34 protein-coding genes are annotated in these 25,983 nt (G+C 66.3%); 15 read left to right on the top strand and 19 right to left on the bottom strand.

Annotation, left to right across the window (positions count from 1 at the left end; genetic code table 11):
• The first annotated feature begins 23 nt into the window (after positions 1 to 23).
• Positions 24 to 974 carry an isoaspartyl peptidase/L-asparaginase gene (locus J2Y54_RS13215; RefSeq protein WP_310041316.1) on the top strand — a complete coding sequence of 317 codons (951 nt, stop codon included), beginning with the start codon at positions 24 to 26 and terminating at the stop codon, positions 972 to 974.
• A 159-nt stretch (positions 975 to 1,133) separates the two neighbouring features.
• On the top strand, positions 1,134 to 2,009 hold the full coding sequence (locus tag J2Y54_RS13220) for a S1/P1 nuclease (protein WP_310040316.1): 876 nt from the start codon (positions 1,134 to 1,136) through the stop codon (positions 2,007 to 2,009).
• Positions 2,010 to 2,012: 3 nt separating this feature from the next.
• Here J2Y54_RS13220 and J2Y54_RS13225 read toward each other — a convergent pair whose 3' ends face one another.
• The 4 genes from J2Y54_RS13225 to J2Y54_RS13240 all read right to left on the bottom strand — a co-directional run bounded on the left by J2Y54_RS13225 (position 2,013) and on the right by J2Y54_RS13240 (position 3,731).
• The gene (locus J2Y54_RS13225; RefSeq protein WP_310040318.1) at positions 2,013 to 2,285 is read right to left on the bottom strand and encodes a hypothetical protein; all 273 of its coding nucleotides are present in this window, start codon (positions 2,283 to 2,285) and stop codon (positions 2,013 to 2,015) included.
• A gap of 117 nt (positions 2,286 to 2,402) precedes the next feature.
• Positions 2,403 to 2,618, bottom strand: a complete 216-nt coding sequence (locus tag J2Y54_RS13230) for a PF20097 family protein (protein ID WP_310040320.1) — start codon at positions 2,616 to 2,618, stop codon at positions 2,403 to 2,405.
• Positions 2,605 to 2,820 (bottom strand): toxin-antitoxin system HicB family antitoxin, encoded by a 216-nt coding sequence (locus J2Y54_RS13235; RefSeq protein ID WP_310040323.1) that lies wholly within the window; start codon positions 2,818 to 2,820, stop codon positions 2,605 to 2,607. The genes J2Y54_RS13230 and J2Y54_RS13235 overlap by 14 nt, the downstream gene beginning before the upstream one ends.
• A 17-nt stretch (positions 2,821 to 2,837) precedes the next feature.
• Complete coding sequence (locus tag J2Y54_RS13240; RefSeq protein WP_310040325.1) at positions 2,838 to 3,731, bottom strand: SPFH domain-containing protein; 894 nt, start codon at positions 3,729 to 3,731, stop codon at positions 2,838 to 2,840.
• Positions 3,732 to 3,863: 132 nt separating this feature from the next.
• Between J2Y54_RS13240 and J2Y54_RS13245 the strand changes: the two genes are divergently transcribed.
• Positions 3,864 to 4,061 carry a type II toxin-antitoxin system VapB family antitoxin gene (locus tag J2Y54_RS13245; RefSeq protein WP_310040328.1) on the top strand — a complete coding sequence of 66 codons (198 nt, stop codon included), beginning with the start codon at positions 3,864 to 3,866 and terminating at the stop codon, positions 4,059 to 4,061.
• On the top strand, positions 4,058 to 4,432 hold the full coding sequence (locus tag J2Y54_RS13250; protein WP_310040330.1) for a type II toxin-antitoxin system VapC family toxin: 375 nt from the start codon (positions 4,058 to 4,060) through the stop codon (positions 4,430 to 4,432). The genes J2Y54_RS13245 and J2Y54_RS13250 overlap by 4 nt, the downstream gene beginning before the upstream one ends.
• 57 nt (positions 4,433 to 4,489) lie before the next feature.
• On the opposite strand, the gene pal is transcribed toward J2Y54_RS13250, so the two are convergent.
• The 7 genes from pal to J2Y54_RS13285 form a co-directional block, all read right to left on the bottom strand.
• Positions 4,490 to 5,005, bottom strand: coding sequence for a peptidoglycan-associated lipoprotein Pal (pal, locus tag J2Y54_RS13255; RefSeq protein WP_310040331.1), 516 nt, complete (start codon positions 5,003 to 5,005; stop codon positions 4,490 to 4,492).
• An 89-nt stretch (positions 5,006 to 5,094) separates the two neighbouring features.
• Positions 5,095 to 6,468 carry a Tol-Pal system beta propeller repeat protein TolB gene (gene tolB / locus J2Y54_RS13260; RefSeq protein ID WP_310040334.1) on the bottom strand — a complete coding sequence of 458 codons (1,374 nt, stop codon included), beginning with the start codon at positions 6,466 to 6,468 and terminating at the stop codon, positions 5,095 to 5,097.
• Complete coding sequence (locus tag J2Y54_RS13265; RefSeq protein ID WP_310040336.1) at positions 6,469 to 7,326, bottom strand: cell envelope biogenesis protein TolA; 858 nt, start codon at positions 7,324 to 7,326, stop codon at positions 6,469 to 6,471.
• On the bottom strand, positions 7,326 to 7,760 hold the full coding sequence (gene tolR, locus J2Y54_RS13270; protein WP_310040337.1) for a protein TolR: 435 nt from the start codon (positions 7,758 to 7,760) through the stop codon (positions 7,326 to 7,328). The genes J2Y54_RS13265 and tolR overlap by 1 nt, the downstream gene beginning before the upstream one ends.
• A complete protein-coding gene (gene tolQ, locus J2Y54_RS13275; protein ID WP_310040339.1) occupies positions 7,760 to 8,473 on the bottom strand; it encodes a protein TolQ in 714 nt (237 codons plus the stop codon). The genes tolR and tolQ overlap by 1 nt, the downstream gene beginning before the upstream one ends.
• A 7-nt stretch (positions 8,474 to 8,480) precedes the next feature.
• Entirely contained in the window at positions 8,481 to 8,951 is a 471-nt protein-coding gene (gene ybgC / locus J2Y54_RS13280; RefSeq protein ID WP_310040341.1) for a tol-pal system-associated acyl-CoA thioesterase, read from the bottom strand.
• 74 nt (positions 8,952 to 9,025) lie between these two features.
• Positions 9,026 to 9,427 (bottom strand): EVE domain-containing protein, encoded by a 402-nt coding sequence (locus tag J2Y54_RS13285; RefSeq protein ID WP_310040343.1) that lies wholly within the window; start codon positions 9,425 to 9,427, stop codon positions 9,026 to 9,028.
• Between the two features lie 221 nt (positions 9,428 to 9,648).
• Here J2Y54_RS13285 and J2Y54_RS13290 point away from each other — a divergent pair, with 221 nt between their 5' ends.
• Both J2Y54_RS13290 and J2Y54_RS13295 read left to right on the top strand, forming a co-directional pair.
• Positions 9,649 to 10,017, top strand: a complete 369-nt coding sequence (locus J2Y54_RS13290) for a hypothetical protein (RefSeq protein ID WP_310040345.1) — start codon at positions 9,649 to 9,651, stop codon at positions 10,015 to 10,017.
• 67 nt (positions 10,018 to 10,084) lie between these two features.
• Positions 10,085 to 10,351, top strand: coding sequence for a DUF3297 family protein (locus J2Y54_RS13295; RefSeq protein WP_310040346.1), 267 nt, complete (start codon positions 10,085 to 10,087; stop codon positions 10,349 to 10,351).
• Between the two features lie 77 nt (positions 10,352 to 10,428).
• On the opposite strand, the gene J2Y54_RS13300 is transcribed toward J2Y54_RS13295, so the two are convergent.
• Together J2Y54_RS13300 and J2Y54_RS13305 are read right to left on the bottom strand one after the other, a co-directional pair.
• Positions 10,429 to 11,229, bottom strand: a complete 801-nt coding sequence (locus J2Y54_RS13300) for a LytTR family DNA-binding domain-containing protein (protein WP_310040347.1) — start codon at positions 11,227 to 11,229, stop codon at positions 10,429 to 10,431.
• A gap of 102 nt (positions 11,230 to 11,331) precedes the next feature.
• Complete coding sequence (locus J2Y54_RS13305; RefSeq protein WP_310040349.1) at positions 11,332 to 12,429, bottom strand: histidine kinase; 1,098 nt, start codon at positions 12,427 to 12,429, stop codon at positions 11,332 to 11,334.
• Between the two features lie 135 nt (positions 12,430 to 12,564).
• Between J2Y54_RS13305 and J2Y54_RS13310 the strand changes: the two genes are divergently transcribed.
• Positions 12,565 to 12,990 carry an OsmC family protein gene (locus J2Y54_RS13310; RefSeq protein ID WP_310040350.1) on the top strand — a complete coding sequence of 142 codons (426 nt, stop codon included), beginning with the start codon at positions 12,565 to 12,567 and terminating at the stop codon, positions 12,988 to 12,990.
• A 106-nt stretch (positions 12,991 to 13,096) separates the two neighbouring features.
• Here the strand turns inward: J2Y54_RS13310 and gpmA are convergent, their stop codons facing one another.
• Positions 13,097 to 13,783: a 2,3-diphosphoglycerate-dependent phosphoglycerate mutase gene (gene gpmA, locus J2Y54_RS13315; RefSeq protein ID WP_310040353.1), complete on the bottom strand. Its 687-nt coding sequence runs from the start codon at positions 13,781 to 13,783 to the stop codon at positions 13,097 to 13,099.
• Between the two features lie 113 nt (positions 13,784 to 13,896).
• Between gpmA and J2Y54_RS13320 the strand changes: the two genes are divergently transcribed.
• Positions 13,897 to 14,619, top strand: a complete 723-nt coding sequence (locus J2Y54_RS13320; RefSeq protein ID WP_310040355.1) for a dienelactone hydrolase family protein — start codon at positions 13,897 to 13,899, stop codon at positions 14,617 to 14,619.
• Between the two features lie 171 nt (positions 14,620 to 14,790).
• Here the strand turns inward: J2Y54_RS13320 and J2Y54_RS13325 are convergent, their stop codons facing one another.
• From J2Y54_RS13325 to radC, 3 genes are all read right to left on the bottom strand, one after another.
• Positions 14,791 to 15,381 carry a hypothetical protein gene (locus tag J2Y54_RS13325; protein ID WP_310040358.1) on the bottom strand — a complete coding sequence of 197 codons (591 nt, stop codon included), beginning with the start codon at positions 15,379 to 15,381 and terminating at the stop codon, positions 14,791 to 14,793.
• A gap of 51 nt (positions 15,382 to 15,432) precedes the next feature.
• Positions 15,433 to 16,746: an adenylosuccinate lyase gene (purB, locus tag J2Y54_RS13330; protein ID WP_310040359.1), complete on the bottom strand. Its 1,314-nt coding sequence runs from the start codon at positions 16,744 to 16,746 to the stop codon at positions 15,433 to 15,435.
• A gap of 61 nt (positions 16,747 to 16,807) precedes the next feature.
• The gene (gene radC / locus J2Y54_RS13335; protein ID WP_310040360.1) at positions 16,808 to 17,497 is read right to left on the bottom strand and encodes a DNA repair protein RadC; all 690 of its coding nucleotides are present in this window, start codon (positions 17,495 to 17,497) and stop codon (positions 16,808 to 16,810) included.
• A gap of 347 nt (positions 17,498 to 17,844) precedes the next feature.
• Here radC and J2Y54_RS13340 point away from each other — a divergent pair, with 347 nt between their 5' ends.
• The 5 genes from J2Y54_RS13340 to J2Y54_RS13360 all read left to right on the top strand — a co-directional run bounded on the left by J2Y54_RS13340 (position 17,845) and on the right by J2Y54_RS13360 (position 20,443).
• The gene (locus tag J2Y54_RS13340; protein ID WP_310040364.1) at positions 17,845 to 18,162 is read left to right on the top strand and encodes an AtpZ/AtpI family protein; all 318 of its coding nucleotides are present in this window, start codon (positions 17,845 to 17,847) and stop codon (positions 18,160 to 18,162) included.
• Positions 18,163 to 18,225: 63 nt separating this feature from the next.
• Entirely contained in the window at positions 18,226 to 18,990 is a 765-nt protein-coding gene (locus J2Y54_RS13345) for a F0F1 ATP synthase subunit A (protein ID WP_310041317.1), read from the top strand.
• 41 nt (positions 18,991 to 19,031) lie between these two features.
• Positions 19,032 to 19,259: a F0F1 ATP synthase subunit C gene (locus tag J2Y54_RS13350; protein WP_066658331.1), complete on the top strand. Its 228-nt coding sequence runs from the start codon at positions 19,032 to 19,034 to the stop codon at positions 19,257 to 19,259.
• A gap of 67 nt (positions 19,260 to 19,326) precedes the next feature.
• Entirely contained in the window at positions 19,327 to 19,818 is a 492-nt protein-coding gene (locus J2Y54_RS13355; protein ID WP_310040366.1) for an ATPase, read from the top strand.
• On the top strand, positions 19,811 to 20,443 hold the full coding sequence (locus tag J2Y54_RS13360; protein ID WP_310040368.1) for a F0F1 ATP synthase subunit B: 633 nt from the start codon (positions 19,811 to 19,813) through the stop codon (positions 20,441 to 20,443). Before J2Y54_RS13355 ends, J2Y54_RS13360 begins: the two co-directional genes overlap by 8 nt.
• A gap of 293 nt (positions 20,444 to 20,736) precedes the next feature.
• Here the strand turns inward: J2Y54_RS13360 and J2Y54_RS13365 are convergent, their stop codons facing one another.
• Positions 20,737 to 22,056 (bottom strand): amidohydrolase, encoded by a 1,320-nt coding sequence (locus tag J2Y54_RS13365; protein WP_310040370.1) that lies wholly within the window; start codon positions 22,054 to 22,056, stop codon positions 20,737 to 20,739.
• 29 nt (positions 22,057 to 22,085) lie between these two features.
• Here J2Y54_RS13365 and uvrC point away from each other — a divergent pair, with 29 nt between their 5' ends.
• Together uvrC and J2Y54_RS13375 are read left to right on the top strand one after the other, a co-directional pair.
• Positions 22,086 to 24,041, top strand: a complete 1,956-nt coding sequence (uvrC, locus tag J2Y54_RS13370) for an excinuclease ABC subunit UvrC (RefSeq protein ID WP_310040373.1) — start codon at positions 22,086 to 22,088, stop codon at positions 24,039 to 24,041.
• 110 nt (positions 24,042 to 24,151) lie between these two features.
• A complete protein-coding gene (locus J2Y54_RS13375; protein WP_310040375.1) occupies positions 24,152 to 24,637 on the top strand; it encodes a hypothetical protein in 486 nt (161 codons plus the stop codon).
• A 60-nt stretch (positions 24,638 to 24,697) separates the two neighbouring features.
• Here the strand turns inward: J2Y54_RS13375 and J2Y54_RS13380 are convergent, their stop codons facing one another.
• Entirely contained in the window at positions 24,698 to 25,927 is a 1,230-nt protein-coding gene (locus J2Y54_RS13380) for a DUF2254 domain-containing protein (RefSeq protein ID WP_310040378.1), read from the bottom strand.
• Between the last annotated feature and the right edge of the window lie 56 nt (positions 25,928 to 25,983).

Consider the following 25,983-nt stretch of genomic DNA (forward strand, 5'->3'; position numbering starts at 1 on the left):
CCCTGCTGATCGGAGCCTTGCTGATGTCCGCCCCTGTTTCCGCGCAAAGCCAATCCGACTGGACGCTCGTCATCCATGGCGGTGCCGGCGTGCTCGAACGCGACAAGATGACGCCGGAGCGTGAGGCGGCGGCGCGCAAGGGGCTGGATGCTGCGCTGGAGGCGGGGTCGAAGGTGCTGGCAGCCGGCGGCAGCGCGCTCGACGCGGTCGAGGCGGCAGTGAAGGTGCTGGAGGACGATCCCCACTTCAACGCCGGGCGCGGCGCGGTGTTCACCTATGAAGGCACCAACGAACTCGACGCCGCGATCATGGACGGCGCCGATCGTCGCGCGGGCGCGGTTGCCGGGGTCACCCGCACCAGAAGCCCGATTGCCCTCGCGCGCAAGGTGATGGAGGACAGCCCGCACGTCATGCTCGCGGGCAAGGGCGCAGACATTTTCAGCGCGGAAAAGGGGCTGGAGCAGGTCGGCCCGGAGTGGTTCGCAACCGACGAACGCCGCCAGCAGCTTGAAAAGATGAAGGCGCAAAAGACCAGCTGGTTCGATGTCGACATGAAATACGGCACGGTCGGCGCGGTGGCGCGCGACAAGGCCGGCAACGTCGCCGCCGCGACCTCGACCGGCGGCGTCACCGGCAAGCGCTGGGGCCGCGTCGGCGATTCGCCGCTGATCGGCGCGGGTACCTATGCCGACAACCGCGCCTGCGCGGTCTCGGCGACCGGGGCAGGGGAGTTCTTCATCCGCGAGGGCGTCGCCCACGAAATCTGCGCCCGCGTCCGCTTCAAGGGCGAAAGCCTCAAGGCGGCGGCCGATGCCGTCATGGCCGAAACCCGCGCACTCGGCGGCACCGGCGGGGTCATCGTGACCGGCCCGACCGGCGAGATGGCGTGGAGCTTCAACACCCCCGGCATGTATCGCGGCAAGGTGTCGGCCGGCGGCAAGAAGACCGTTGCGATCTACGGCGACGAGGACTGATCCAAAAAAAAATCCTCCCCGGAACGGGGAGGGGGACCGCGACGCGAAGCGGCGTGGTGGAGGGGCCCGAGACAACGGATTCCCTTGCCTTTGCCCCCTCCACCATCCTTCGGATGGTCCCCCTCCCCGTGCCGGGGAGGATTTAGTAAGGGCACTCCCATGATTCGCCGCATCCTCGCGCTGTTCGCGCTCGCCGCCAGCTTCGTCGCCACCCCCGCGCTCGCTTATTGGGAATATGGCCACCAGACGGTCGCCACCATTGCCTACAAGAACGTCAAACCCGAAACGCGCCGCGCGATCGACCGCCTGCTGGCGCGGCAGGCGCTGCTCGAAACCCCGACCTGTTCCGCAAAGACGCTGGAAGAAGCCAGCGTCTGGGCCGATTGCATCAAGCCACTCGGGGTCCGGTTCAGCTACGCCTACAACTGGCACTATCAGAATGTGAACATCTGCAAGCCGTTCACGCTCCGCGGCAACTGCCCCGACGGCAATTGCGTGTCGGCCCAGATCGAGCGCGGCGTGAAGCTGTTGCAGGACAAGGATGTGCCGGTCCGCGAAAAGGTGATGGCGCTCGCCTTTCTCACCCATTTCGTCGGCGACCTGCACCAGCCGCTGCATGCCGGTGACAAGGGCGACCTTGGCGGAAACCGCGCGCGCACCGATTACGGCATTTACGGCCCCGAACGGCTCAACCTGCACAGCATCATGGACGGCCTGCTCGCCGAGCGCGCGATCACCACGCCGCCGCCGATCGTGAAACTCTATTCGCCCGAGGAACGCGCCGCCGAAAGCGCCGGGACGGTCGAGGACTGGAGCCGCGAAAACTGGCAGGCGTCGCACATGGCCTATGCGGCTGCGTTCGACGGCGACCCGTGCCGCGCCGATCTGCCCGCACGCGGCAAGCTCGACGATGCCGATATCGAAAAGCTGGTCCCGATGATGCAGGCGCAGATCAAGCGCGGCGGCCTGCGTCTGGCCCGTCTGCTCGACGAAGCCTTCGGCCCGCCGCCGCCGGTGCAGCCGCGCCGCCGCTGATCGTCAGTCGCGGTCCGGACCCCAGCGCCAGCGAAAGCCGCCATCGGTCTTCGTCCAGGTGAACCAGATGAACAGCGCCAGCATCGGTCCGGTCACGCCGAGCCGCACGAACTGGCTCGGCGCCCAGTGGAGCACCGCCACCACGGCGAGGACGAACAGCAACACGCTCAGCCACCCCTGCCACGTCACCGGCGTCGCGCCCCAGCCGAACAGCTTGGGCGCGAACCAATAGCCCTCGCGCACCTTGAGCGCGTCGCGGTAGCGCTGCACGCTCATGCCAGCCCCGCGAGCAGGCCAAGACCGAGCGCGAGCGCCGAGGCGGCGATCAGCCAGGGCAGGTGACGGCGCGGGGCGAACAGGGCGGTCATCATCTCGTGTCTCCTTCAACAACGTTCAGGCGGGGGCGTAGTGTTCGAGGAAGCCACAGTTGCGACAACGCCAGCTGCGGATCTCGATCTTTCGGCGCTTGCCGATCTTCAGGCCGGTCCAGAAGCTCTTCTCGGGCGCGCCCTCGATCCACTTGCTGACATGTTTGGTGCCATAGCCCTCATCGGCGACAAATCCCTCGACCATCTGGCTCTGGCATTTGGGGCAGCTATGCGATCGCATCCTGATCCTCCTTTGGTGGCCGCCCGCGCTTGGCGCGTACCGGGTCGGCCAGTTTCACGCCGCGCCGCGCCAGCGCCTCGCGCAGCAGGCACTCGACCTGCGCGTTGACGCTGCGCAGGTCGGTCGCCGCGCTCCGTTCGATCGCGGCATAGAGCGCGGGATCGAGCCGGAGCGGGAACGCTTTCTTGGGTGGGGCGGCCATCGGCCTTCCTTTCCCGCTTACTGGTACAGCGATCCGGCGTTGACCACCGGCTGCGTGTCGCGCTCGGAGCAGAGCACGACCATCAGGTTCGACACCATCGCCGCGCGGCGCTCGTCGTCCAGCTCGACGACATTCTTCTCCGACAGCTGCTCCAGCGCCATCTCGACCATGCCGACCGCGCCTTCGACCAGCGTCTTGCGCGCCGCGACCACCGCCTCGGCCTGTTGCCGGCGCAGCATCGCCTGCGCGATCTCCTGGGCATAAGCGAGGTGGGTCAGGCGGCACTCGTCGATATGCACGCCCGCCGCGAGCACGCGCTCCTGCAGTTCGACGCGCAGCTCCTCGCTGACATGCTCGGCATTGCCGCGCAGCGTCATCTCCTCATGCGTGAAGTCGTCATAGGGGTAGCGCGACCCGATCGCGCGCACCGCGCTCTCGATCTGGATGTGCACGAACTCGCGATAGTCATCGACGTCGAACAGCGCCTGCGCGGTATCGGCGACGCGCCACACCACGTTCGACGCGATCTCGATCGGGTTGCCGCGCAGGTCGTTGACCTTCAGCCGCTCCGACGTGACATTGTGGATGCGCACCGACACCTTGGTCTTGATCATCCACGGCCAGGTCCAGCGCAGGCCGGTGGTGCGGTCGGTGCCCTTATACGCACCGAACAACAGGATCGCCGCCGCCTGGTTCGGCTGCAGCAGGTAGAAGCCCGGCGCGACAAAGGCGAGGATCACCACGCCCAGCACCAGCGCGAACGGCGCCCATGGCGCTTCGCCCATCTGCGTTGCGGATGCGACAATGCCGATCACTGCGGCAAGTGCGACAAGCAGCATGGCATAGCCGCTGGCGGTGCTGGCGGGCCGCTCGGCACTGGAGCGAAGCGCGCGCGAATCGAAGTCGGACATTTTTGCCTCCCTGAAAAGATGATATCATATTTATATCGATTCAGGCGGCGCGCAAGCAGAATCGGATGTCAGCTGAGTGCATTGAATGGCGCATCAAATGATGATAAATGCGTGCTGATCGGAGGAGGTACCATGCGGACCACCATTGTGCTCGATGACGAATTGCTCGCCAAGGCGCAGGCTTTCACCGGTTTCCGGGAAAAGTCGCAGCTCGTCCGCGAGGCGATGAAGGCGTTGATTGAGCGTGAGAGCGCCCGACGATTGGCCTTGCTCGGTGGCACTGAGCCTGATCTTGAAATTACGGCACGGCGACGCGCCGACGCCGAATGATCCTGGCCGACACCAGCATCTGGGTCGATCATTTGCGGCACGGCGACCCGGTGATGGTCGCGCGACTCAACGCCGGCCGCATCTGTATCCACCCGCATATCATCGGGGAAATTGCGCTGGGCAGCCTGCGCCAGCGCGCCATGGTGCTGACTGCGTTGGGCGATCTGGCGACGGTAGCGGTGGCGAGCGATGTCGAGGTGCTGGCGTTTATTGAAAGCCAGCCATTGCATGGGCGCGGGATCGGCTATGTCGATGCGCATCTGCTCGCGGCAGTGCGCCTGACCCCGGGGTCGCGTTTGTGGACGCGCGACCGGCGTCTGCATGAACTGGCCGCCGATCTTGGCATCGCGGATCTTCCCGGGACAAACTGAACAGGGGCGCGAACCGGGTGGTTCGCGCCCCTGGTCGGGTTGGCAATGTGCCGGTCGTCAGTTGATGACGATCGTCACTGCGCGACGGTTCTGCGCCCAGCTGGCTTCGTCCGAACCCAGCGCCAGCGGACGTTCCTTGCCATAGCTGATCGTGGTGATCCGCGTCGGCGAGACGCCACGCGCGGCCAGATAGTTCTTGGCGGCATTGGCGCGACGGTCGCCCAGGGCGAGGTTGTATTCGCGTGTGCCGCGCTCGTCGGCATGGCCTTCCAGCGTGATGCGCGTATTCGGGAACTGCATCAGCCACTGTGCCTGGCTGTCCAGAATCTGCCGCGCGCGCGCGTCGATGTCATACTGATCGAACTCGAAATTGATCGTGTCGCTGACGACATTCTGGCGGAAATGTGCGGCCGTGCCGGGCTGGACCATCCCGCCGGTGTCGCTGCCGCTACCGCCGCCGCCATTGTCGACCGGCCCGGGGCCGGGGGGCAGCGTCTCGGGGCGCTTCTTCTGGCAACCGGCGACGGCAACGGCCATCGTTGCGATGATCAGGGCGGTTTTCAGCTTCGCCATTGGTCTTGTCTCCCTAAGGCCTGTGGATCAAACTCGATACCCCTGCGTAACGGACAGGGTGCGTGGGTGTTCCCCGCCGGTCAACCCGGTTACGGGCGTAGCGGTCCCCATGCGGGATCGGAACCGTCCAATTGGGTCGGAATCCGACGCGATGTGCTGCCGGTCAGGTCCACCGACCAGATGTCGGACTTGCCCGAGCTGCCCTGCGATCCGCGCGCGAACAGCAGCACGCGGCCATTGGGCGACCAGCTCGGTCCCTCGTCGCCCCATGCATCGGTCAGCAGCTTCTCGCCGCCGCCCGACGGGCTCATCACCCCGATGCGAAAGCCCCCGCCCATGCGGGTAAAGGCGATCAGGTCGCCGCGCGGGCTCCACACCGGCGTCGCATAGCGCCCGCCCCCAAAGCTGATGCGTTGCTGGTTCGACCCGTCGGCGTTCATCACGTAAAGCTGCTGGCTGCCCGATCGATCGCTTTCGAACACGATCTTGCTGCCATCGGGCGAATAGCTGCCGCCGGTATCGATCCCCGGCGCGGTGGTCAGCCGCTGCGGCGTGCCCCCGGTCGCCGCGATGCGATAGACATCGGCATTACCCGCCACCGACATGGTGAACAGGATCCAGCGCCCGTCCGGCGAGAAGCGCGGCGCAAAGGCCAGGCTGACGTTCGTCACGAGCAACCGCTGGGTGCCGTTCGACAGGTCATAGACATAGAGCGACGGCTTGTCGTTCTGGTAGCTCATATAGGCGATGCGCCGCTCGTCGGGCGAAAAGCGCGGGGTCAGCACGATCGACTGGCCGTTGGTCAGGAAGCGGTGGTTGGCGCCGTCCTGGTCCATGATCGCCAGCCGCTTGATGCGGCGGTTCTTCGGGCCGGTCTCGCTGACGTAAATCACGCGGCTGTCGAAATACGGCCCCTCGCCGGTCAGGCGGGTATAGACGGTGTCGGAGCATTTATGCGCCGCGCGCCGCCAGTCGGCCGGACGCACGACAAAGCCCTCGCGCGCAAGTTCGGTGCCCAGCGCGACATCGTAGAGGTAGCAGCCGACGGTCAGGTTGCCGTCGCCATTGGCGCGCACAAACCCCTGCACCAGCGCCTGCGCGGTCGCGCCGCGCCAGTAACCGAAGTCCGGCGCACTCACCTCGCTCACCGGGATCGCGCGGACCCCCGTGGGGCCAAGCGGCTTGAACAGGCCGGAATTGCGCAGATTGTCGGTGATGATCTGCGCGATCTGGCGCCCCAGTGCATCGGTGCTGCCCGCGGGCGTGTTCACCACCTGCTGCGTCGGCATTGGCGGGACCAGGATCGTCAGGTCCTGCGCGCTCTCGTCGGTCACGTCGATCGTCGGCAGTTCCTGGCTGTCGCCGGCCGGCGCTGTCGGCTGGGCCGCGGGTTGCTCCTGCGCGACGGCGGGGGCGGCGACGAACAACGCCGTGGTAGCGGCAAAAAGGATGCGCAACTTCATTTACAGTCTCCTGTCGAAGGACAGTCGGAAGGCTTTCCAGCCGTCATAATAGTCTTCGGGCAAGCCCTTGAAGGGGGCAGCAAGCCGGATCGCGGCCAGCGCGCGTTCCTTGTGCAATTCCTGTTGCGGGCGGTTGCTGTCGGTCTGTCCGGTCTGCTGGACCACGCGCGGCTGCCCTGCCAGCGATCCATCCTTGTTCAGCCGCACCTCGACGATCGTGGCGAGCAGATTGACATCCGCCCCGGTCGGCGCGCGCCAGTGCGGCTTAACCTGCCGCCGGATCAGCCCGAACACCGACGAGCGCACTTCCGCACCCATCTGCACCGCCTGCGGTGTCGTCGCCTTGCCCTTGCTCTGCTGGTCGGTCAGCCCATCGGTGATCCCGGTCAGCCGTCCGGTCGGCCGCACCGCGCGTTCGCTGGCCTTGGGCTGCGCCTTGGTCTGGGCCGCGTTGGTCTGCGCCTTTGTCGGGCTGTCCGGGCGCGGGGGCGTGGGGGCCTTTTTCGGCTCGGCCTTGGGCTGCGGCTTGGGCGCCGGGGCGGGGGCCGCTTTGGGCGGGGTCGGATCGGGCCGCGCGATCGGCTGCGGATCGGGCTGCGGCGCGGGCGGGGGCGTATCCGGTTCGACCGGGCCGGGCACTTCGGCGAGCTTCTCGGCCGGCGCCTCGCGGTTGATCACCGGCGCCTCGCTCTTCAGTCCGACCGCGTCGGTGATCGAAATCTCGATCGGCGTCGCTTCCAGCTTGACCGGATTGGGGGTGGCGAGGAACCCGACCGACAGGACGCCGAACAGCGCGACATGGCCGATCACGGCCACGCCGATCCCGGCACCCTCCCTGCGGTCGATCGCCAGCGCCATCAGCCGCCGTCCGCCGGCGTGGTGACCAGCGACACCTTGTTCAGCCCGACGCGGTTGAGCTCGCCCATCACCCGCATGACCTTGCCATAGTCGAGGCGCATGTCGGCGCGCAGATAGATTTGCGGCTTGTCCTCACCCGCCTTGGCCGCGATCTCCTCCAGCATCGGGGCCAGCGCGGCTTCGCTCAGCTCCTGATTGTCGAGATAGATCACGCCCTTCTCGTCGATCGAGATCTGGACCGGCTTCTGCTCCTGATCCAGCGGCTTGGCGCGGCTCTCGGGCAGGTTCACCTGCACCCCCGCGGTCATCAGCGGCGCGGTGACCATGAAGATGATCAGCAGCACCAGCATCACGTCGACCAATGGCGTGACGTTGATGTCCGCCATCGGCGCGCGCCGCCCCTTGCCGCGCGAAGAGGGAAGCTGGGCGCCCATCAGAGCACCGGCTTGCCGCCCGCCGGCGCGCTGTCGAGCTGGCGGCTGAGCGTCGCGTGGAAGCCGTCGGCAAAGCGGTTCAGCCGCGCCTCGACCCGGTCGATGCCATGGCTGAAGCGGTTATAGGCGATCACCGCCGGGATTGCCGCGAACAGGCCGATCGCGGTCGCGAACAGCGCCTCGGCAATGCCCGGCGCGACGATGGCGAGCGAGGTATTCTGCTCGGTCGCGATCGCGGTAAAGCTGCGCATGATGCCCCATACCGTGCCGAACAGGCCGACGAACGGCGCGACCGACCCGACCGTCGCCAGGATGTTGAGCCGGTCCGACAGCCGGTCGATCTCCAGCGCCACCGCCGCGCCCATCGTCGTGGCCAGCCGCTCGCGCGTGCCTTCCTTGTCGAGGCTGCGGCCGCCGGTGGAGCGGCGCCATTCAGTCACGCCCGCGGCGAACACGCGCGCGGTCGGATGATCCTCGTCGCCATGCAGGCGGTGGAAGGCGTCGATATCGTCGGTCTTGCGATAATCGCCTTCGAACCGGTCGGCAGCCTTGCGCACCCGCGCGATGCGGCCGCGCAGCGACAGGATGATGCCCCAGGTCCAGATGCTGGCCAGCAACAGGCCGATCATCACCGCCTTCACCACCCAGTCGGCCTGAAGGAACAGACCGATGGGGGACATCGAATCGGCGTTGAGATTTACGAACCAGTCCATGTGTCGCTCAGTTTCCCTTCCACAGCAGCGGCACGAACGCTTCGACCCACTCCGGCGGTTGCCGTCGCGCGCGCCCCGTCGGGGTCACGAACGCCGCTTCCACATCCGCCTCGGTCAGCAATTCCCCGTCCCGCATGACTCGTTGCTGAATATTCACCGCTGCCGCGCGCACGCGCAGCACGCGGCTGACCACGACCAACGCATCATCCAGCCGCGCGGGTGCAACATAGCGGATCGCGATGTTGCGGACGACATAGACGCCTTCGCCCGCCTCATGCGCCGCGCGCTGGTCGATCCCGGCACAGCGCAGCATGTCGGATCGCGCGCGTTCCATGAACCGCAGGTAGTTGGCGTGATACACCACCCCCGACAGGTCGGTATCCTCGAAATAGATGCGCACCGGAAACCGGTGCTCGACGCCGTCGAAACGGCCCGCAACCGGCTGGTCGCGTGCAACGGGGGCGCTTGAGGCGGTCATCGCCCCGCCATAGCGGCGCGGTTCGCGCCAAGGCAACTGTCAGCGCGGGCCTAGGCCGGCGGCGTCTGTCCCGGTCAGCGCCGCGCCAGTTCCAGCACCACGTCCCATTCCTCGGGACTGACCTTGCCCACCGACAGCCGCGAATATTTGACCAGCTCCATCGCGGCGAGGCGCGGTTCGGCCTTGACCATCTTCAGCGTGACCGAGTGGGGCAGGGGCTCGACCGGCTTCATCTCGACCGACACCCAATGTTTCCCCTCGCCATCGGGCTTGGCCTCGCGGCTCACTTCCATGATGCCGACGATCTCCAGCCCGATATTGCTGTGATAGAAAAAGGTGCGGTCGCCGACCTGCATCGCGCGCAAGTTGCCCGCCGCCGTATGGTTGCGCACGCCGTCCCATTCGGTGCTGCCATCGCGCACCAGATCGTCCCAGCTGAACACATCGGGTTCGGATTTCATCAGCCACAGGGCCATCGCGCGTCCTTTGTTCTTCTGTCGGCGTTTGTGTGTCGGCTGCCGCCGAGCGGCGGGTGCGGCTCTCAAAAGAGCAAAACCACCCAAACCGCAAGGGCCAGCTAAACGCCACGTGAATGCGCGATTCCGCGCGCGTTCAGCCCGACTCGGCCACAAGCCTGTGCAGACGGACCGCATATGCGTTGAGACGTCGGAATGTGCAGATGCATGAGGAGGAAGACATGAAGACGATGATCACCAGGGCGGTGCTCGGTCTGACCCTCGGCGCCACCGCGCTCACCGCGGCCGCGCCGGCTGAGGCTCAGCGCTATCGCCATCGCGACCGCGACGATGCGGGCGCGGCCATTGTCGCCGGGATCGCCGGTGTCGTGATCGGCGCCGCGATCGCCAGCTCGGGCCGCGATCGTTATGACGACCGCTATTATTACGACGATCGCCGCTATGACGGCTATTACCGCCAGCGCGGCTATTATCCGCGCGAAAGCTATCGCTATCGCGATTATGAGCGGCGCGGCTGGCGCGGCTGCACCATCCGCCGCGTCTACGACCCCTATCTGGGGCGGCGCGTGAAGGTGCGCTACTGCCGCTGATCCGGCGCAGTCACGAACATGAGCGGCGCGGGTTTATTCCCGCGCCGCTTTTGGTTAGAGGCGCGCCATGAGCGACACTCCTCCCGACCGGCTCTCGGTCAACCCGAAGAGCCCCTATTTCGACCAGGCGCTGCTGCAGCGCGGCATCGGCATCCGCTTCAAGGGCAATGAACGCCGCGATGTCGAAGAATATTGCATCTCCGAAAGCTGGATTCGCGTGCAGGTCGGCAAGACCATGGACCGCAAGGGCAACCCGCTGACGATCAAGCTGTCCGGCCCGGTCGAGGCATGGTTCGAAAGCACCCCCGAGGGCGAAGCCGAGCCCGAGGCCTGAACCGCGCGGGCCCCCGCCCGTCCGGGCAGGGGCCGTGTCGGCCCGCCAATGATCGCCCGCGTGCAGGCGCCGGCGCGTCAGTGGACGAAGCGCGCCACCACGTCGCGATAGCTGCGGCTCACCTTCACCTGCGATCCTGAATCGAGGATCAGGAAACACTCGCCATTGGTGTGCGGCTTGACCTGCTTGACCTGGTCGAGATTGACGATGGTCGAGCGGTGGACGCGCTGGAAGCGGCGCGGGTCGAGCCGCTTTTCCAGATCCTTCATCGTCTCGCGCAGCACCAGCGTGTTGTCGGCGGTCTTGATGCACATGTAATCGCCGGCCGCCTCGACCACTTCGATCGTGTCGACATCGACGCGGAAAATCTGCCCGCGATCCTTGATGTTGATCAGCTTCTCGTAACGGCTGGACGACACGTCGGCGTCGCTCGCGGCCAGTTCCTCGGCTGCCTCCGGCGCGACTTCGGCCAGCACTTCCTTGAGCTTCTCGACCTCTTCGACGCCGCGCTTTTCGGTCAGGCGCTGGCGCACCCGGTCGAGCGTGTCGGCCAGTCGTCCTTCGTCGACCGGCTTCATCAGATAATCCATCGCATTCGCCTCGAACGCGCGAATCGCATGGTCGCTATAGGCGGTCACGAACACGAACAACGGCGGCTCGATTTCCATCAGCCCCTGCACGACCGAAAAGCCGTCGAATCCCGGCATCTGGATGTCGAGAAAGACCAGGTCGGGCTTGTGCGTCTTGATCGACCGGATCGCCTCGCGCCCGTTCTGGCACTTGTCGATGATCTCGACATCCTCATGCGCGGCAAGGCGCAGCTCAAGGCCCTGAATGGCCAAAGGTTCGTCATCGACCAGGATGGTGCGGATCGTCATATCTCTCTCTACTCACATTGGCGCCGTTCCGATGCCCCGGTCCGGCGTCACACAATCCCCTGCCTTTGATCCCTCAACCCAATGGTTACGGTCCGGTTCCGATCAGGCGGCCTCCCTGACTTGCTCTTCGCACTGAAACGGGATCTCGATCTCGACGCGAAACCCCCGTCCGGGGTCCGAATGCGTCGAAAACCGGTGTTCCGCTCCGAATGCCTGGACCAGCCGTTCCCGGATATTGGTAAGCCCGACCCCGGTTGAAAGGCTTGGCCGGTTCTTGCCCTCGATCAATCCCGGGCCGGTGTCGGATACGGTGATCTGCACCCGTTCGCCGCTGAGCCGAGCGGAGACCCGGATTTCGGCACCCTCTTCCTGCGGCGTGACCGCATATTTGATCGCGTTCTCGACCAATGGCTGCAGCAGCAGCGAGGGCAGCCGCGCCTTGGCGGTGCGCGGGTCGATATCGAATTCGGGCTTCAGCCGCGCGTCGAACCGCATCTTCTCGATCTCGAGATAGAGTTTCAGCGTCTCGACCTCCTGCGCAAGCGTGACATGCGCGGTCGGCTCGTTCGCCAGCGTGTAGCGCAGGAAATTGGCGAGCCGCGCCAGCATCGCATTGGCGCGGTCGGTCTGCTTCAGCAGCACCAGCGTCGAGATCGAATTGAGCGTGTTGAACAGGAAATGCGGGTTGAGCTGGTAGCGCAGCATCGCCAGCTGCGCCGTACTCGCCTGGCTCTCCAGCACCTGCATCCGGTCGATCTGATCCTCGACGATCAGGTAGAAGTTGATCCCGAAATACAGCGCCGACCACCCCGCCAGCACGGTAAAGTTGAGAAACAGGCTGCCCAGGATCAGCGGCAGCTCGATCCCCGGATCGCCGCGCATCACCGCCACGGTGAACGCGTTGAGCACCGCATAGACCAGCGTCGCCGCCAGCAATGTCGCAACCGTCGCCAGAATGCCGGTGATCCGCGGCACCCGCCGGTAATAGCCGTACAGCGCGGACAGCAGCAGCGTCAGGCAATATCCCACGATCGATTCGATCGTGACGCGGATCAGATCCTCGAAGCTGAAGCTGCGGTTGGAGAAGTTCGATACCGCGCGCAGCAGCAGATAGCCGCCCCAGCCCGCGCCCTGCAGCATCCAGAAGGCACGGCTCTTCTGCTCGAAGAAGGGGCGGGAGAAGATGGTGGGGCTGTTCATCGCGTTGGCGGCTTCTCTACATCGCGGCGCGCGCGGTGGGAAGAATGCGGAACGTGCCCGTCACGATATCGTTGCAGGCGGTGGATAGGGTGCCGCACCGCGCGGCCCGCGACCCGCCAGCTAGGAGACAGGATCATGACGACCCGTACCGCTACTGCCCGCTATTCCGGTTTCGGCAAGGAAGGGAAGGGCGCAATCACCACCCAGTCGGGCGTGCTGACCGACCAGTTCTACGGCTTCAACACCCGCTTCGAGGACGAACCCGGCACCAATCCCGAAGAACTGATCGCCGCCGCCCATGCCGGCTGCTTCACCATGGCACTGAGCTTCGCGCTGGCGAAGGCAGGCTTCAGCGAAGGCACGCTGGAGACCAAGGCAGCGGTCAAGCTGGAGCAGAAGGATGGCGGTTTCACCATCACCCGCTCCGACCTGACGCTGGAAGCCAGCGTGCCCGGCATCGACCCGGACGAATTCGCCGAGCTCGCCGACGACGCGAAGAAGAACTGCCCGGTGTCGAAGCTGATGAACGCCGAGGTCAGCCTGGCGCACAAGCTGAACTAACTCCTATCGTCACCCCCGCGAAAGCGGGGGCCCATCTCCCGCACTCCCCACCCGGTGGAACGGTCAGGAGATGGGTCCCCGCTTTCGCGGGGATGACGTGCAGATTTCACCGCTCGTTCAGATAATAACGGTCCGTCGCGCTCAGATCGTCGGCCAGCTCGTACACGATCGGCTGCCCCGTCGGGATTTCCAGGCTCGCGATATCGGCGTCCGAAATCCCCGACAGATGCTTGACCAGCGCGCGCAGCGAATTGCCGTGCGCGGCGATCAGCACGCGCTTGCCCGCGCGCAGGTCCGGCGCGATCCGCTCTTCCCAATAGGGCAGCACGCGCGCGATCGTGTCCTTCAGGCTCTCGGTCTGCGGGATCGGGATGCCCTTGTAGCGCGCGTCCTTGGCCAGGTCCCAGGGCGACCCTTCCTCGGGCAGCGGGGGCGGGATGTCGAAGCTGCGGCGCCAGATCTTGACCTGCTCGTCGCCATGCTTGGCCGCCGTCTCCGCCTTGTCGAGCCCGGTCAGCCCGCCATAATGGCGCTCGTTCAGCTTCCAGCTCTTCTCGGTCGGCAGCCACAGCCGCCCCATCGCCTCCAGCGCCAGGTTGAGCGTCTTGATCGCCCGGCTCTGAAAGCTGGTATAGGTCATGTCGAAGTCGAGACCCTTTTCGCGCATCAGCTCGCCCGCGGCCCAGGCTTCCTTGACGCCCTGCTCGGTCAGGTCGACGTCCCACCATCCGGTGAAGCGGTTTTCCAGATTCCAGGACGATTGGCCGTGGCGGATCAGGACGAGCGTGGGCATGGGACCTCCTTCAAATGTCGCACGCCCCTTACCGCTCAGGCTGAGCTTGTCGAAGCCCTGTTCTTCTTCCTAGGTGCAAAGCGACCTTTCATCCGGGCGAACGGAGGCGCGACATGATCCAGCGACAGACCATCATCTATGATGGCCCCGGCGGCCCGTTCGCGGGCGTCGCGGTCGCCGACACCGACTGGACCGGCCCGCGCCCCGGCGTGCTGATCGTCCCCAATGTACTGGGCGAGAAGGAACAGGACCGCGTCACTGCCGAGCGGATCGCCGCACTCGGCTATGTCGCGTTGGTCGCCGACCTTTACGGACAGGGCAAGCGCACCACCCGCGAATCGCCGGATCCGGCGGTGTACATGAACGCGCTCAACGCCGATCGCCCGCTGCTGCGCGACCGCCTGCGCGCCAGCCTCGCCGCGTTGCACGCGCTGCCCCAGGTCGATGCGGCGCGGACCGCCGCCATCGGCTATTGCTTCGGTGGCAAGGCGGTGATCGACCTCGCCCGGATCGGCGCGGATGTGCTGGGCGTCGTCGCCTTCCACGGCATCTTCGACCCGCCAGGCTATGACTATCCGGCCCCGATCGCGCCAAAGCTGCTGATCTGCCACGGCTGGGACGACCCGCTCGCCCCGCCCGAGGCCGTGACGGGCCTCGCCGCCGAACTGACCGCCGCCGGGGCAGATTGGCAGCTGCACGGATATGGCGGGGCAGGGCACGCCTTCACCGATGCCAGCCTGAAGACGTCGACCCGCCCCGGCTTCGGCTACGACGCCAACGCCGACCGCCGCAGCTGGGCCGCGATGACGGGGTTTCTGGAGGAACTGTTCGCGTAAAAAATCCTCCCCGGAACGGGGAGGGGGACCATGCGCAGCATGGTGGAGGGGGCCTGAGGCAAGCGAGTCCGGTGCCTCGGGCCCCCTCCGTCAGCGCTTCGCGCTGCCACCTCCCCGTGCCGGGGAGGATTGGAAGATCGGTCCGTCGCGACGTTTGCCGCGCCCTTGACGTCAGGCCGATGGCGTCTTCGGTTTCGCAGCACGCGGCGCACGCGGCTTGGCCGGGGCCTTGGCCGCGGCTGGCGCTTTCACCGCAGCGGGCTTCCTGGCAGCCGCCGGTTTCTTCGCGGCCGCCGGCTTCTTCGGTGCAGCCGGCGTCTCGGGCGCTGCCTTCGCGACCGGCGCCTGCGCAGCGGCCGGCGCCTCGGCCGCCTTCTCACCCGTCAGCTTGGCCGTGATCTTTTCCGCCGCCCGCGCCGCGATCAGCGTCGCGAGCGAGGATGCCGTCTTGGCAAGGTCATCCATTCCCGACGGCTTCGGCGCATCGCTCGGGGCCGGGGCGGGAGCCGGAGCCGCCGCCGCCTGCGCATCGGCCGCCTTTTTGCGCACATTGCCCGCCAGCGCGACCAGCCCCGCCGCGACGATATCGGCCACCAGCGGATGCTTGGTCAGCTCGAGCAGCTTGGCACCCTGCTCACGCAATTCCTTGGGCAGTTCGATTCCGGCGACGGTCTTGGGCAGCTTGGGCGCCTTGTCGGCCTTTGCTGCCTTGCTCTTCTTCGCCTTGGCCTTGTCCGCTTTGGCTTTATCCGCTTTCGCCATCGTCGCGCCTCCATGGTGTGTCAGTTGAGTGACACACCCGGAGGCATGCCGTCAATCCGAGAATACCCGTTCGAAAATGGTATCCACCGCCTTGAAATGATAGTCGAGGTCGAACTTCTCCTCGATCTGCTGCGGCGACAGCGCGGCGGTCACCTCTGCATCGGCCTTGAGCAGCTCGAGCAGCGACAATTCGCCGTCGCTCTCCCACACCTGCATCGCGTTGCGCTGGACCAGCCGATAGCTGTCCTCGCGGCTCACCCCCGCCTGGGTCAGCGCCAGCAGCACGCGCTGCGAGTGAACCAGCCCGCCCATGCGATCCAGATTCTTTTGCATCCGCGCCGGGTAGACCAGCAGCTTGTCGATCACCCCGGTCAGCCGCGCCAGCGCAAAGTCGAGCGTGATCGTCGCGTCCGGGCCGATATAGCGTTCGACCGACGAGTGGCTGATGTCGCGCTCATGCCACAGCGCGACATTCTCCATCGCCGGAATCACCGCGCTGCGGACCATGCGGGCAAGGCCGGTGAGGTTCTCGGTCAGCACCGGGTTGCGCTTGTGCGGCATCGCCGACGACCCCTTCTGCCCCGGCGAGAAATATTCCTCTGCCTCCAGCACTTCGGTGCGCTGCAGGTGGCGCACCTCGACCGCGAGCCGCTCGATCGAGCTGGCGATGACGCCGAGCGTCGCAAAGAACATGGCATGGCGGTCGCGCGGGATCACCTGAGTCGACACCGGCTCGACGCTGAGGCCCAGCTTGTCGGCGACATGCTGCTCCACGCGCGGGTCGATATTGGCGAAGGTGCCGACCGCGCCCGAAATCGCGCAGGTCGCGATGTCCGCGCGCGCCGCGATCAGGCGGGTCTTGCAACGCTTGAACTCGGCATAGGCTTCAGCGAGTTTGAGGCCGAACGTCACCGGCTCGGCATGGATGCCATGGCTGCGCCCGATGGTTGGGGTCAGCTTGTGCTCATAGGCGCGGCGCTTGAGCACGGCGAGCAGCTGATCGAGGTCTTCCAGCAGGATATCCGCCGCGCGCGTCAGCTGCACCGCAAGGCAGGTGTCGAGCACGTCGCTCGACGTCATCCCCTGATGCATGAAGCGCGCTTCGTCGCCGACATTCTCCGCGACCCAGGTCAGGAACGCGATCACGTCATGCTTGGTCACCGCCTCGATCGCGTCGATCGCCGCGACGTCGATCGTCGGGTTGGTCGCCCACCAGTCCCACAGCGCCTTCGCCGCCGATTCGGGCACCACGCCCAGCTCGCCCAGCTTCTCGGTCGCATGCGCCTCGATCTCGAACCAGATGCCAAAGCGGGTTTCGGGCGACCAGATCGCGGTCATGGCGGGGCGGGAATAACGGGGGACCATAGCAGAGCCTTTCGTGAGACGCGGCGCCCCTAGCAAAGCCCCGGCGGCGCGGCAAACCGGTCTACATCAATCCCTGCGCGCGCAGGCTGACATGCCCGCCGGTGCCGATCACGATATGGTCGTGCACCGCGATGCCCAGCCGCTTTCCTGCCTCGACGATCGTGCGCGTCAGTTCGATATCCGCGCGGCTCGGGCTCGGATCGCCGCTTGGATGATTGTGCACCAGGATGATCGCGGTCGATCCCAGGTCGATCGCGCGGCGGATCACCTCGCGGACATAGACCGGCGCCTCGTCGACCGACCCCTCCTGCATCAGTTCGTCGCGGATCAGCATGTTGCGGCTGTTGAGATGCAGCACGCGCACGCGCTCGATCACATGATGCGCCATGTCCGCGCGCAGATAATCGAGCAGGGCCTGCCAGTTGGACAGGACCGGCCGCGCCGCCACCTCGCTCTTCAACAGGCGCAGCGCGGCGGCATGGGCGATCTTGATTGCCGCAGCGGACGTGTCGCCCATCCCCGGCACCCGCGCGATCGCGTCTGAATCGGCGGTCAGCAGCCCGGCAATCCCCCCGAACTGATGCAGCAACGCCTTGGCCAGCGGCTTGGTGTCGCGCCGCGGAATCGCCAGCATCAGCAGATATTCGACCAGCTCGTGATCCATCAGCCCGTCGGCATCGGCCAGCAGGCGCGCCCGCAACCGCGCGCGATGCCCGGTCCCGTCGGTAATCGCCTCGCCGCCGTCTCCCATAAAAGGAGCCTAGCGGTAGCAAGGCGGGCGGGGAAGGGTGCAAGGACCAATTCCTCCCCTGAGCTTGTCTCAGGGGAGGGGGACCGCCGCCGCAGGCGGTGGTGGAGGGGCGGCCGCGCAGACGGCCGTGAACAGCTCGGCAAAATTCCGCCCTCTGCGAGGGCGGCCCCTCCGTCAGCGCTGCGCGCTGCCACCTCCCCCAGCGAGCTGGGGGAGGAATGGATTGCAACAATGTTGCACCGCGGTTGACTCGGGATGCCCCCCTTTCTAAAGCGCGCGTGCCTTGGCGGGCTCGCCGCTCGGCCCATGCGTTTCGCCCTGGTAATCGGACTGGCGGAGGAAGCGAAATGACCGAGAACGAGCCCGGACTGGACCCCCTCAAGGAGGATGCCCGCATCACTTCGCTCGATGAGCGGCTGGCGCGGGCGAAATCCGAAGAGGCGGATCGGCGGGGTGAGGGGCGGAAGGCCGGCGATGGCGACTATCGCATGGGCAACCGCGTTCTTGCCGAGCTGATCGGAGGAATGGTCGGGGGGGCGCTGATCGGGTGGGTACTCGATCGGTTCCTGGGAACCTCGCCATGGCTCCTGCTCACGCTGCTTGCCCTTGGCATCGTCAGCGCGTTCAGGAACATCATCAGGATTTCGAACCAGCGCTCGAAGTGACTTTCGGGCGCTTGCGTTACATGGGAAACGGGCGTGGCTGAAGAAGCAGGCAAGATCGATCCGATGCACCAGTTCGAGGTGACGTCGATTGCCGACATGTTCACCATCGGCGGGCAGCAGATCGCGTTCACCAACAGCGCGCTGTGGATGGCGATTGCCGCCGTCGCGCTGTGGGTGTTCATGCTCGGCGGCATGAAGCGGGAAGTGGTTCCGGGCCGCTGGCAGATGGCGGTCGAGGGCTTCACCGGCTTCATCGACAATCTGCTCAAGGCGAATATCGGGCATGAAGGGCGCAAGTTCCTGCCCTATGTCTTCTCGCTGTTCATGTTCATCCTGTTCGCCAACGTCATCGGCCTGCTGCCGTTCGGCGTGGTACCGGGCGTGCATCCGTTCACCGCGACCAGCCACTTCACCGTGACCGGCGTGCTGGCGATCCTGTCCTTCTCGATCGTTCTCGTCGTCGGTTTTGCGAAGCATGGCCTGCGCTTCTTCTCGCTGTTCGTGCCCAAGGGGACTCCGATCCCCGTGCTGATCCTCGTGGCGCCGATCGAGTTCGTCTCGTTCATGGTTCGCCCGTTCAGCCTGGCGCTGCGACTGTTCGTCGCGATGACCGCGGGTCACATCCTGCTCAAGGTGCTGGCCGGCTTCATCATCAATTCGGCCAATGCCGGCGCGGGCTGGGGCCTGCTGGTCGGCGTGCCCAGCTTCGCGCTGATGCTCGGCGTCTCGGCCCTCGAGATCCTGGTCGCCGGCGTCCAGGCCTATGTGTTCGCGCTGCTCACGTCGCTGTACATCAACGACGCGGTGCATCTGCACGATCATCACTGAGTTTTTCCCACCAAGACCTGATTTTCTAAGGAGTGATTTCAATGGAAGCAGAAGCATTCAAGCTGCTCGGCGCCGGTCTCGCGGCGATCGGTGCTGGCCTCGCGGCACTCGGCGTGGGCAACGTCTTCGCGGCGTTCCTCCAGGGCGCACTGCGTAACCCGGGCGCGGCTGCCAGCCAGCAGGGCAACATGTTCATCGGCTTCGCGGCTGCCGAGCTTCTCGGCCTGCTCGCGTTCGTCGTGGCGGTGCTGCTGATCTTCGTCGCCTGATGTCTCTGCCGCCCTGTGCGTTGGTGCGCAGGGCGGACTACAGGACGGACCGCGAGAGGACGGACCAATGCCCCAGATCGAACAAGTCGCGGCGACCTATGCGTCGCAGATCTTCTGGCTGCTGCTGACCTTCGGGCTCACCTTCGTGATCGTCGGCCTGGGCATCGTGCCCAAGGTGTCGGGCACGATGGACGCGCGCGATCGGTCGGTTGCGGCCGACCTCGCCGCTGCGGAAGCGGCGCGCGCGGCGGCCGATCAGGCCGAAGAGACGTGGCGCGCGCAGGAAAATGCTGCGCGTGAAACCGCGCGCAAGCGCCTGGCCGAGGCACGTGCCGCGGGGCAGGCACAGACCGACGCCGCGCTTGCAGCGGCCAATGCCGAGATCGAAGGCCGCGTCGCAGCGGCCGAAGCGCGCATCGCGGAGGCCAGTGCCGCCGCAGCGGGCGAGATCGAAGCGGTGGCCAGCGATGCTGCCCGCGACATCGTCGCCCGCCTGTCGGGCGTCAACGTCACGGCTGCGGAAGCCGGACAGGCAGTGAAGGCGGCGCTCAATGGCTGAGGAAGCACAAGTGACGGCGAGCACGGCGACCGATCCGGTCGCGGCGAATCTGAGCGAGGCGGCCAAGGGCGAGGGCATGGGGCTGCCGCATGCCGGCGGTACCGAGGCTCCGGGCACCGTGGTGCACGCCAAGCCCGCGGTATTCGGGATCGACGCGACCATGTGGGTCGGCCTGGCGATGCTGGCGCTGATCCTGATCGTGGTGTGGAAGAAGGTTCCGGCCGCGATCGGCGGGATGCTCGACAAGCAGATTGCGGGAATCCGCACCCGGCTTGACGAGGCGAGCCAGCTGCGCGCCGAGGCCGAAGCGCTGCGTGACGAATATGCGCGCAAGATCGCATCGGTCGAGCAGGAAGCGGCGGCAATGGTCGCCCATGCCGATCAGGAAGCCCAGGCGACGCTGGCCAAGGCCAAGGCCGATGCCGAGGATCTGATCCGGCGGCGCACCAAGATGGCGGAAGACAAGATCGCCGCCGCCGAACGCGCCGCGCTCGACGACGTCCGCGCCCGCGCGGCCGAAGCGGCCACCCGCGCTGCGGGTGCGATCATCGCGCAAAAGCATGACGCCACCGCCGACAAGGCGCTGGTCGACCAGACCATCGCAGGCCTCTCGCGTCTCAACTGAGCCGCAGGACCCGAGCAAGAAAAAGGGGCGTCGGTCGCAAGACCGGCGCCCTTTTTCTTGTTCTGAGCGTCGCCCCGTCAGGGGAGGGGCTTGGGGTGGGTCGTCCAAGTCTCATCGAGACCGCACGCGGGATGGTGTCCGTCGATCAATCCTCCCCCGCCAGGGGGAGGTGGCGCCGAAGGCGACGGAGGGGGAGGACGGCTTCGCCCTCGAGCCTCCGGTCGTCGTGCTTCCGCCCGCTCCGTCACGCTGCGCGTGCCACTTCCCCCTGGCGGGGGAGGATCATGACCGCCTCACTTGCCCAGCAAATCCAGCACCGCCACCGTCATCGCGGTCGTGCCCAGAGTCACCGACGATTTCGGTTCGACCTTGAAGAAGGGCGAATGGTGCGCGGGCAGCGTCTTTTCGCCGCGCCGCGCGGCGTCCAGCTCGGCCTGCGGCGTCCCGCCGACCACGAAATAGGCGCCCGGCACGCCCAGTTTCTGCTCGATGAAGTAGGCGAAATCCTCCGCCCCCATACTCTCGCGCGGTTCGGTCTTCAGCACGTCCTTGCCGAACGCCCTGGTGAACGCCCCGCGCACCCGCGCGGTCAGCGCCGGATCGTTGAGCGTCACCGGGGTCGATTCGAACCCGACCCGCACCTGCGGCAATTTGTCCTCGGGCAGGCCGTTCATCCGCCCGACATTCGCCGCGATGCGCTTGATCCCGTCGAGCAGCTTCTTGCGCGTCTCCTCGTCGTCCGACCGCACGGTCAGCTGCAGTTCGGCCTTGTCGCTGATGATGTTGTGCTTGAACCCCGAATGGAACGACCCGACCGTGACCACGCCGGGCTTCAACGGGGCGATCTCGCGGCTCACCAGCGTCTGCAGCGCCATCACGATCTGCGATCCCATCACGATCGGGTCCTTGCCCATATGCGGCGCGGCGCCATGGGTGCCGATGCCGTGGATCGTGATGTCGACGCTGTCCGACGAGGACGAGCTGATCCCCGGCTCCAGCCCGATCTTGCCGGTCGGAAAGCCCGATGTGACATGGAACGCCACCGCATAATTGGGCTTGGGAAAGCGGGTATAGAGCCCGTCCTCCATCATCTTGCGCGCGCCGCCGATCCGCTCCTCGGCCGGCTGCACCACGAACACGACCGTGCCCTTCCACCGGTTCTTGAGCTTCGCCAGCTGCCGCGCGGTGCCGATCAGCGACGTGATGTGCACGTCATGCCCGCATGCATGCATCACCGGCTTCACCACGCCGTCGATATCCTCCTGCGTCACGGTCGAGGCATAGGGCAGCCCGCTATCCTCCTTGAGCGGCAAGCCGTCCATGTCGGCGCGCAACAGGATCACCGGCCCATCGCCATTCTTCATCACGCCGACCACGCCGGTCCCGCCGACCCCCTCGGTCACCGTGATCCCACCCACCGCGCGCAGCTCCTTCGCCATGATCGCGGCGGTGCGGCTCTCCTTGAACGACAGCTCCGGGTTCTTGTGGAAATCGACGAACAGCGCCTCGAGATGCGCCGCATAATCCGCCTCCACCGCCGGCGCGAAGTCCGGCTCGGCCAGCGACGGCGTGGCGAGCAGCGAGGTGGCGAGCAAAGCGGTGAGCAGGCGCATGTGATTTCCCCTTTGCCTCAGGCTATCAGATGGAAACCGCGGCGCAATCGCCTTACATCCCCCCGGTGACCAGCGACCCCAATTCCCCCAGCCGCTTCAACGAAGAAACCGCCACCTATGCCGTGCGCGGGTCGGAAACGCCCGACCTCGACGCCGGGGTCGCCGCGATCCGCAACGTCCTCGCCACGCTGCCCGTCCGCCCCGGCGTGTATCGCATGCAGGATGCGCGCGGCGACGTGCTCTATGTCGGCAAGGCCCGCGCGCTCAAGAACCGCGTCGCCAATTACACCCAGCCCGCCAAGCTCTCCAACCGCCTGCGCCGCATGATCGCCCAGACGCGGTCGATGACAGTGGTGACGACCAATAACGAGGCCGAGGCGCTGCTGCTCGAAGCGCAGCTGATCAAGCGCTTCCGCCCGCCCTACAACGTCCTGCTGCGCGACGATAAGTCGTTCCCCTACATCCTGCTGCGCAAGGACCACGACTTCCCGCGCGTCCAGATGCACCGCGGCGCCCGCCGCGCACAGGGCGACTATTTCGGCCCGTTCGCGGGCGCGGGTCAGGTGCGCAAGACATTGAACGCGCTGCAGAAGCTCTTCCTGCTGCGGTCGTGCACCGACAGCTTCTTCAACAATCGCGACCGCCCGTGCCTGCTCTACCAGATCCGCCGCTGCTCGGCCCCCTGCGTCGACCGCATCGACAAGGCCGGTTACGCCGAACTCGTGTCCGATTCCCGCGACTTCCTGATGGGCAAGTCGACCAAGGTTCAGGCGAAGCTCGGCGAGCAGATGCAGGCCGCCGCCGAAAATCTCGACTTCGAACTCGCCGCGATCCTGCGCGACCGACTGAAGGCGCTCACCTTCATCCAGGGGTCACAGGCGATCAATGCGGAGGGGATCGGCGACGCCGACATCTTCGCCATGGCCGCCAAACAGGGTCAGATCGGCATCCAGGCCTTCTTCATCCGCGGCGGCCAGAATTGGGGCCACCGCGCCTTCTTCCCCGCGCACACCGCCGATGTGCCGGAGGATGAGGTGTTCACCCAATTCCTCATGCAATTCTATGAGGAAGTGCCCCCGCCGCGCACCATTTTCGTCGACCGCAACCTCGACGATCTCAAATTGCTCTCCGAAGCGCTCGCCGAACGCGCCGGGCGCAAGGTCGCGATCGGCATGCCGCAACGCGGCACCCGCCGTCGCCTGCTCGATCAGGCCAAGCGCAACGCGATCGAGGCGCTCGACCGCCGCATGGCCGAATCGACGACTCAAGCAAAGATCCTGCGCGATATCGCGGACCTGTTCGGCCTGCCCGAACCGCCCGACCGCATCGAAGTCTATGACAACAGCCATATTCAGGGCGCCCACGCCGTCGGCGCGATGATCGTCGCCGGACCCGAAGGCTTCCGCACCGGCCAGTATCGCAAGTTCAACATCAAGAGCGCCGCCACCAACGACGATTTCGCGATGATGCGCGAAGTCTTCACCCGCCGCTTCGCCCGCGCGCAGGAGGAAGACCCCGACCGGGACAAGGGCGTATGGCCCGACCTCGTCCTGATCGACGGCGGCAAGGGGCAGCTCAGCGCCGCGCGCGCCGTGCTGGAGGAACTGGGGATCGAGGATGTGTGCATGGTTGGCGTCGCCAAAGGCCCGCACCACGGCCGCGAGGGCCGCGAAGTCTTTCACCTCATGGACGGCAGCGAACGCATGCTCCCGACCAACGCCCCCGCGCTGTTCCACATCCAGAAACTCCGCGACGAAGTCCACCGATTCGCCATCGGCGCGCACCGCGCGAAACGGGCAAAGGCGATCGGCGCCAGCCCGCTCGACGACGTCCCCGGCATCGGCCCGGCACGCAAGAAGGCGCTGCTGATGCACTTCGGCACCGCCAAGGCGGTGCGCGGGGCGAGTTTGGAGGATCTACAGAAGGCGCCGGGGGTGAGCGCGGCGGTGGCGCAGCAGGTGTACGACTTCTACCATTCGCGGTGAGACTAGTCTCTGCACCCGCGAGTGACCGCTATCGGAAAGGCGGACTTGCGTCTCTTGGTGGGTAGAAAACGGCCATTATTGAAGTTATCTGTTGGCTACGGGGGATCGTCATGGGGCACAACATAACTGCAGTTATTGGCGCTCCTGCGGTGCTTGCGCGCGTTGTAGATGCCGCGGGTTGTCCGCCACCTACCGATCTGAAGTTCGGACTACAAATTGCCCCGTTAGGTCATCAGCAGATCGACCAGCTAACCCAGCTTCAGCCCGGAGAGCGCTTTGACGGGTTTGCATACCTATCGGCGGGCCTCCAAAATGCCCTGACTGATGCCATCGATCAGGGGACGCTGGTTTATCTCGAAACAGACTATTTTGGCGGGACCGGCTCGCAAGCCGCAGCAGTCCTCTCGGCTGGTAGCGTCGTTATGCGGGCCTCAGTGCCGGTCAGTCGAGAACCAGCGCGACGAGAGGATCCGATAAACACAGCTCTTCGCGCGCTTGGGATTGAGGCTGCAACCGGCGAAGACGAGTTTGAGACGATTGGATTGCGCCGGTTCCGAGACTTGGAATCGCTGGGTGTTGAATGGGATGACGATTAGGTCCGCTCTACCTCCGCAATGGGGTGGGAAGCGGAAAGGCCGTATTTTTGAACCCACCCCCTAATCCACCCACTCCCCAAACGCCCGCACCACCGCCAGCCGCTCCTCCTCCGTTGTGAGCGCATCCCGCGCCCGAGCCTTGGCGTCCTCCGCGGCATGCCGCGCCGCCGCCGCCCAGTCGGGTGCGATCCCGCCCAGCGCGGCCAGCACCGACTGCAGCTTCACCGCCACCTCGACCATCCCCGCGCCGTCGCGCCCGATCGGGCGGAACGCATCGACCACCAGCTTCTCGATCTCCAGCGCCGGGAACACCACGCGCTCGTCCGCCGGCTGGCCCGTCACCCGCGCCATCCGGTCGAACACCCTCAGTTGCGCGCCCAGCACCGCAATCGCCGTCCCCGGATCATTCACCGCCGGCGACAGCGCCCGCGACGCAATCTCCGACAGCACGATCAGGCCAAAGCGCGGGTCATGGTCGTAACTGCGGTCGCGCTGCACCGTGATCGCCTCGGCCACCCGCGCGCACACGCCGGCATCGCCGCCCACCACCCACGCCACCACCCGCCCCGGATCGACAAAGCTCCCCGGCAGCACTGCCAGATGCACCACGCCCCCGCACGCCGCCATCGCCTCGCCCAGCTCGGCGACATCGATATTGGTGACATAGCCGATCCGCTCCCCGCACCGCACCGGCGCCGCGCCCTCCGGCACCGGCGCCACCGCCAGTCCCGCAATACGCGGGCGATGCGGCATCCGCTCCGCCGCCGCGATGGCCGCGCGCTCGACCCGCGTGATCGTGTCATGCACCCGCCCGAGCAGCGCGATATGCTGGATCCAGCGCAGCAGCGTGACGACGATCACCACGATCAGCGCGATCGTCCCCGCGAACAGCAGCACGCGCCCCTGCTGCCCATAAAATCCGGTCGACAGCGCGATGATCCCGACAATCGCGAACAGGAACGCACCCAGAAACGTCGACAGCGCGTTCTGCGACGTCGAATCCTCGACCAGCAACGCCACCGCGCGCGGCGTGACGTTCGACGTCGCCGCGCCATAGGCCGACACCATCGCCGTCAGCGAAAAGGTGGTGACCGCCAGCATGCTCGACGCGATGATGCCCAGGATATTGTCGACCGCATCCGCCCCGATCTTCGCCCCCAGCGTATAGGGGACCAACGGCGCCACCAGCGGCGCCAGCAACGCCAGCACCACCGCCGCCAGCGAAAACGCCGCCGCGCGAAACCACAGCCGCCGCGACACCACGCGCCACACCCACGCCCAGCGACTCATCGCGCGGACCGAACCGGATTCGTAACGATCATGGGGGTCCCAACCCGCCGCGGCGG

The organism is Sphingomonas sp. BE123, from assembly GCF_031456015.1.
GTDB lineage: Bacteria > Pseudomonadota > Alphaproteobacteria > Sphingomonadales > Sphingomonadaceae > Sphingomonas.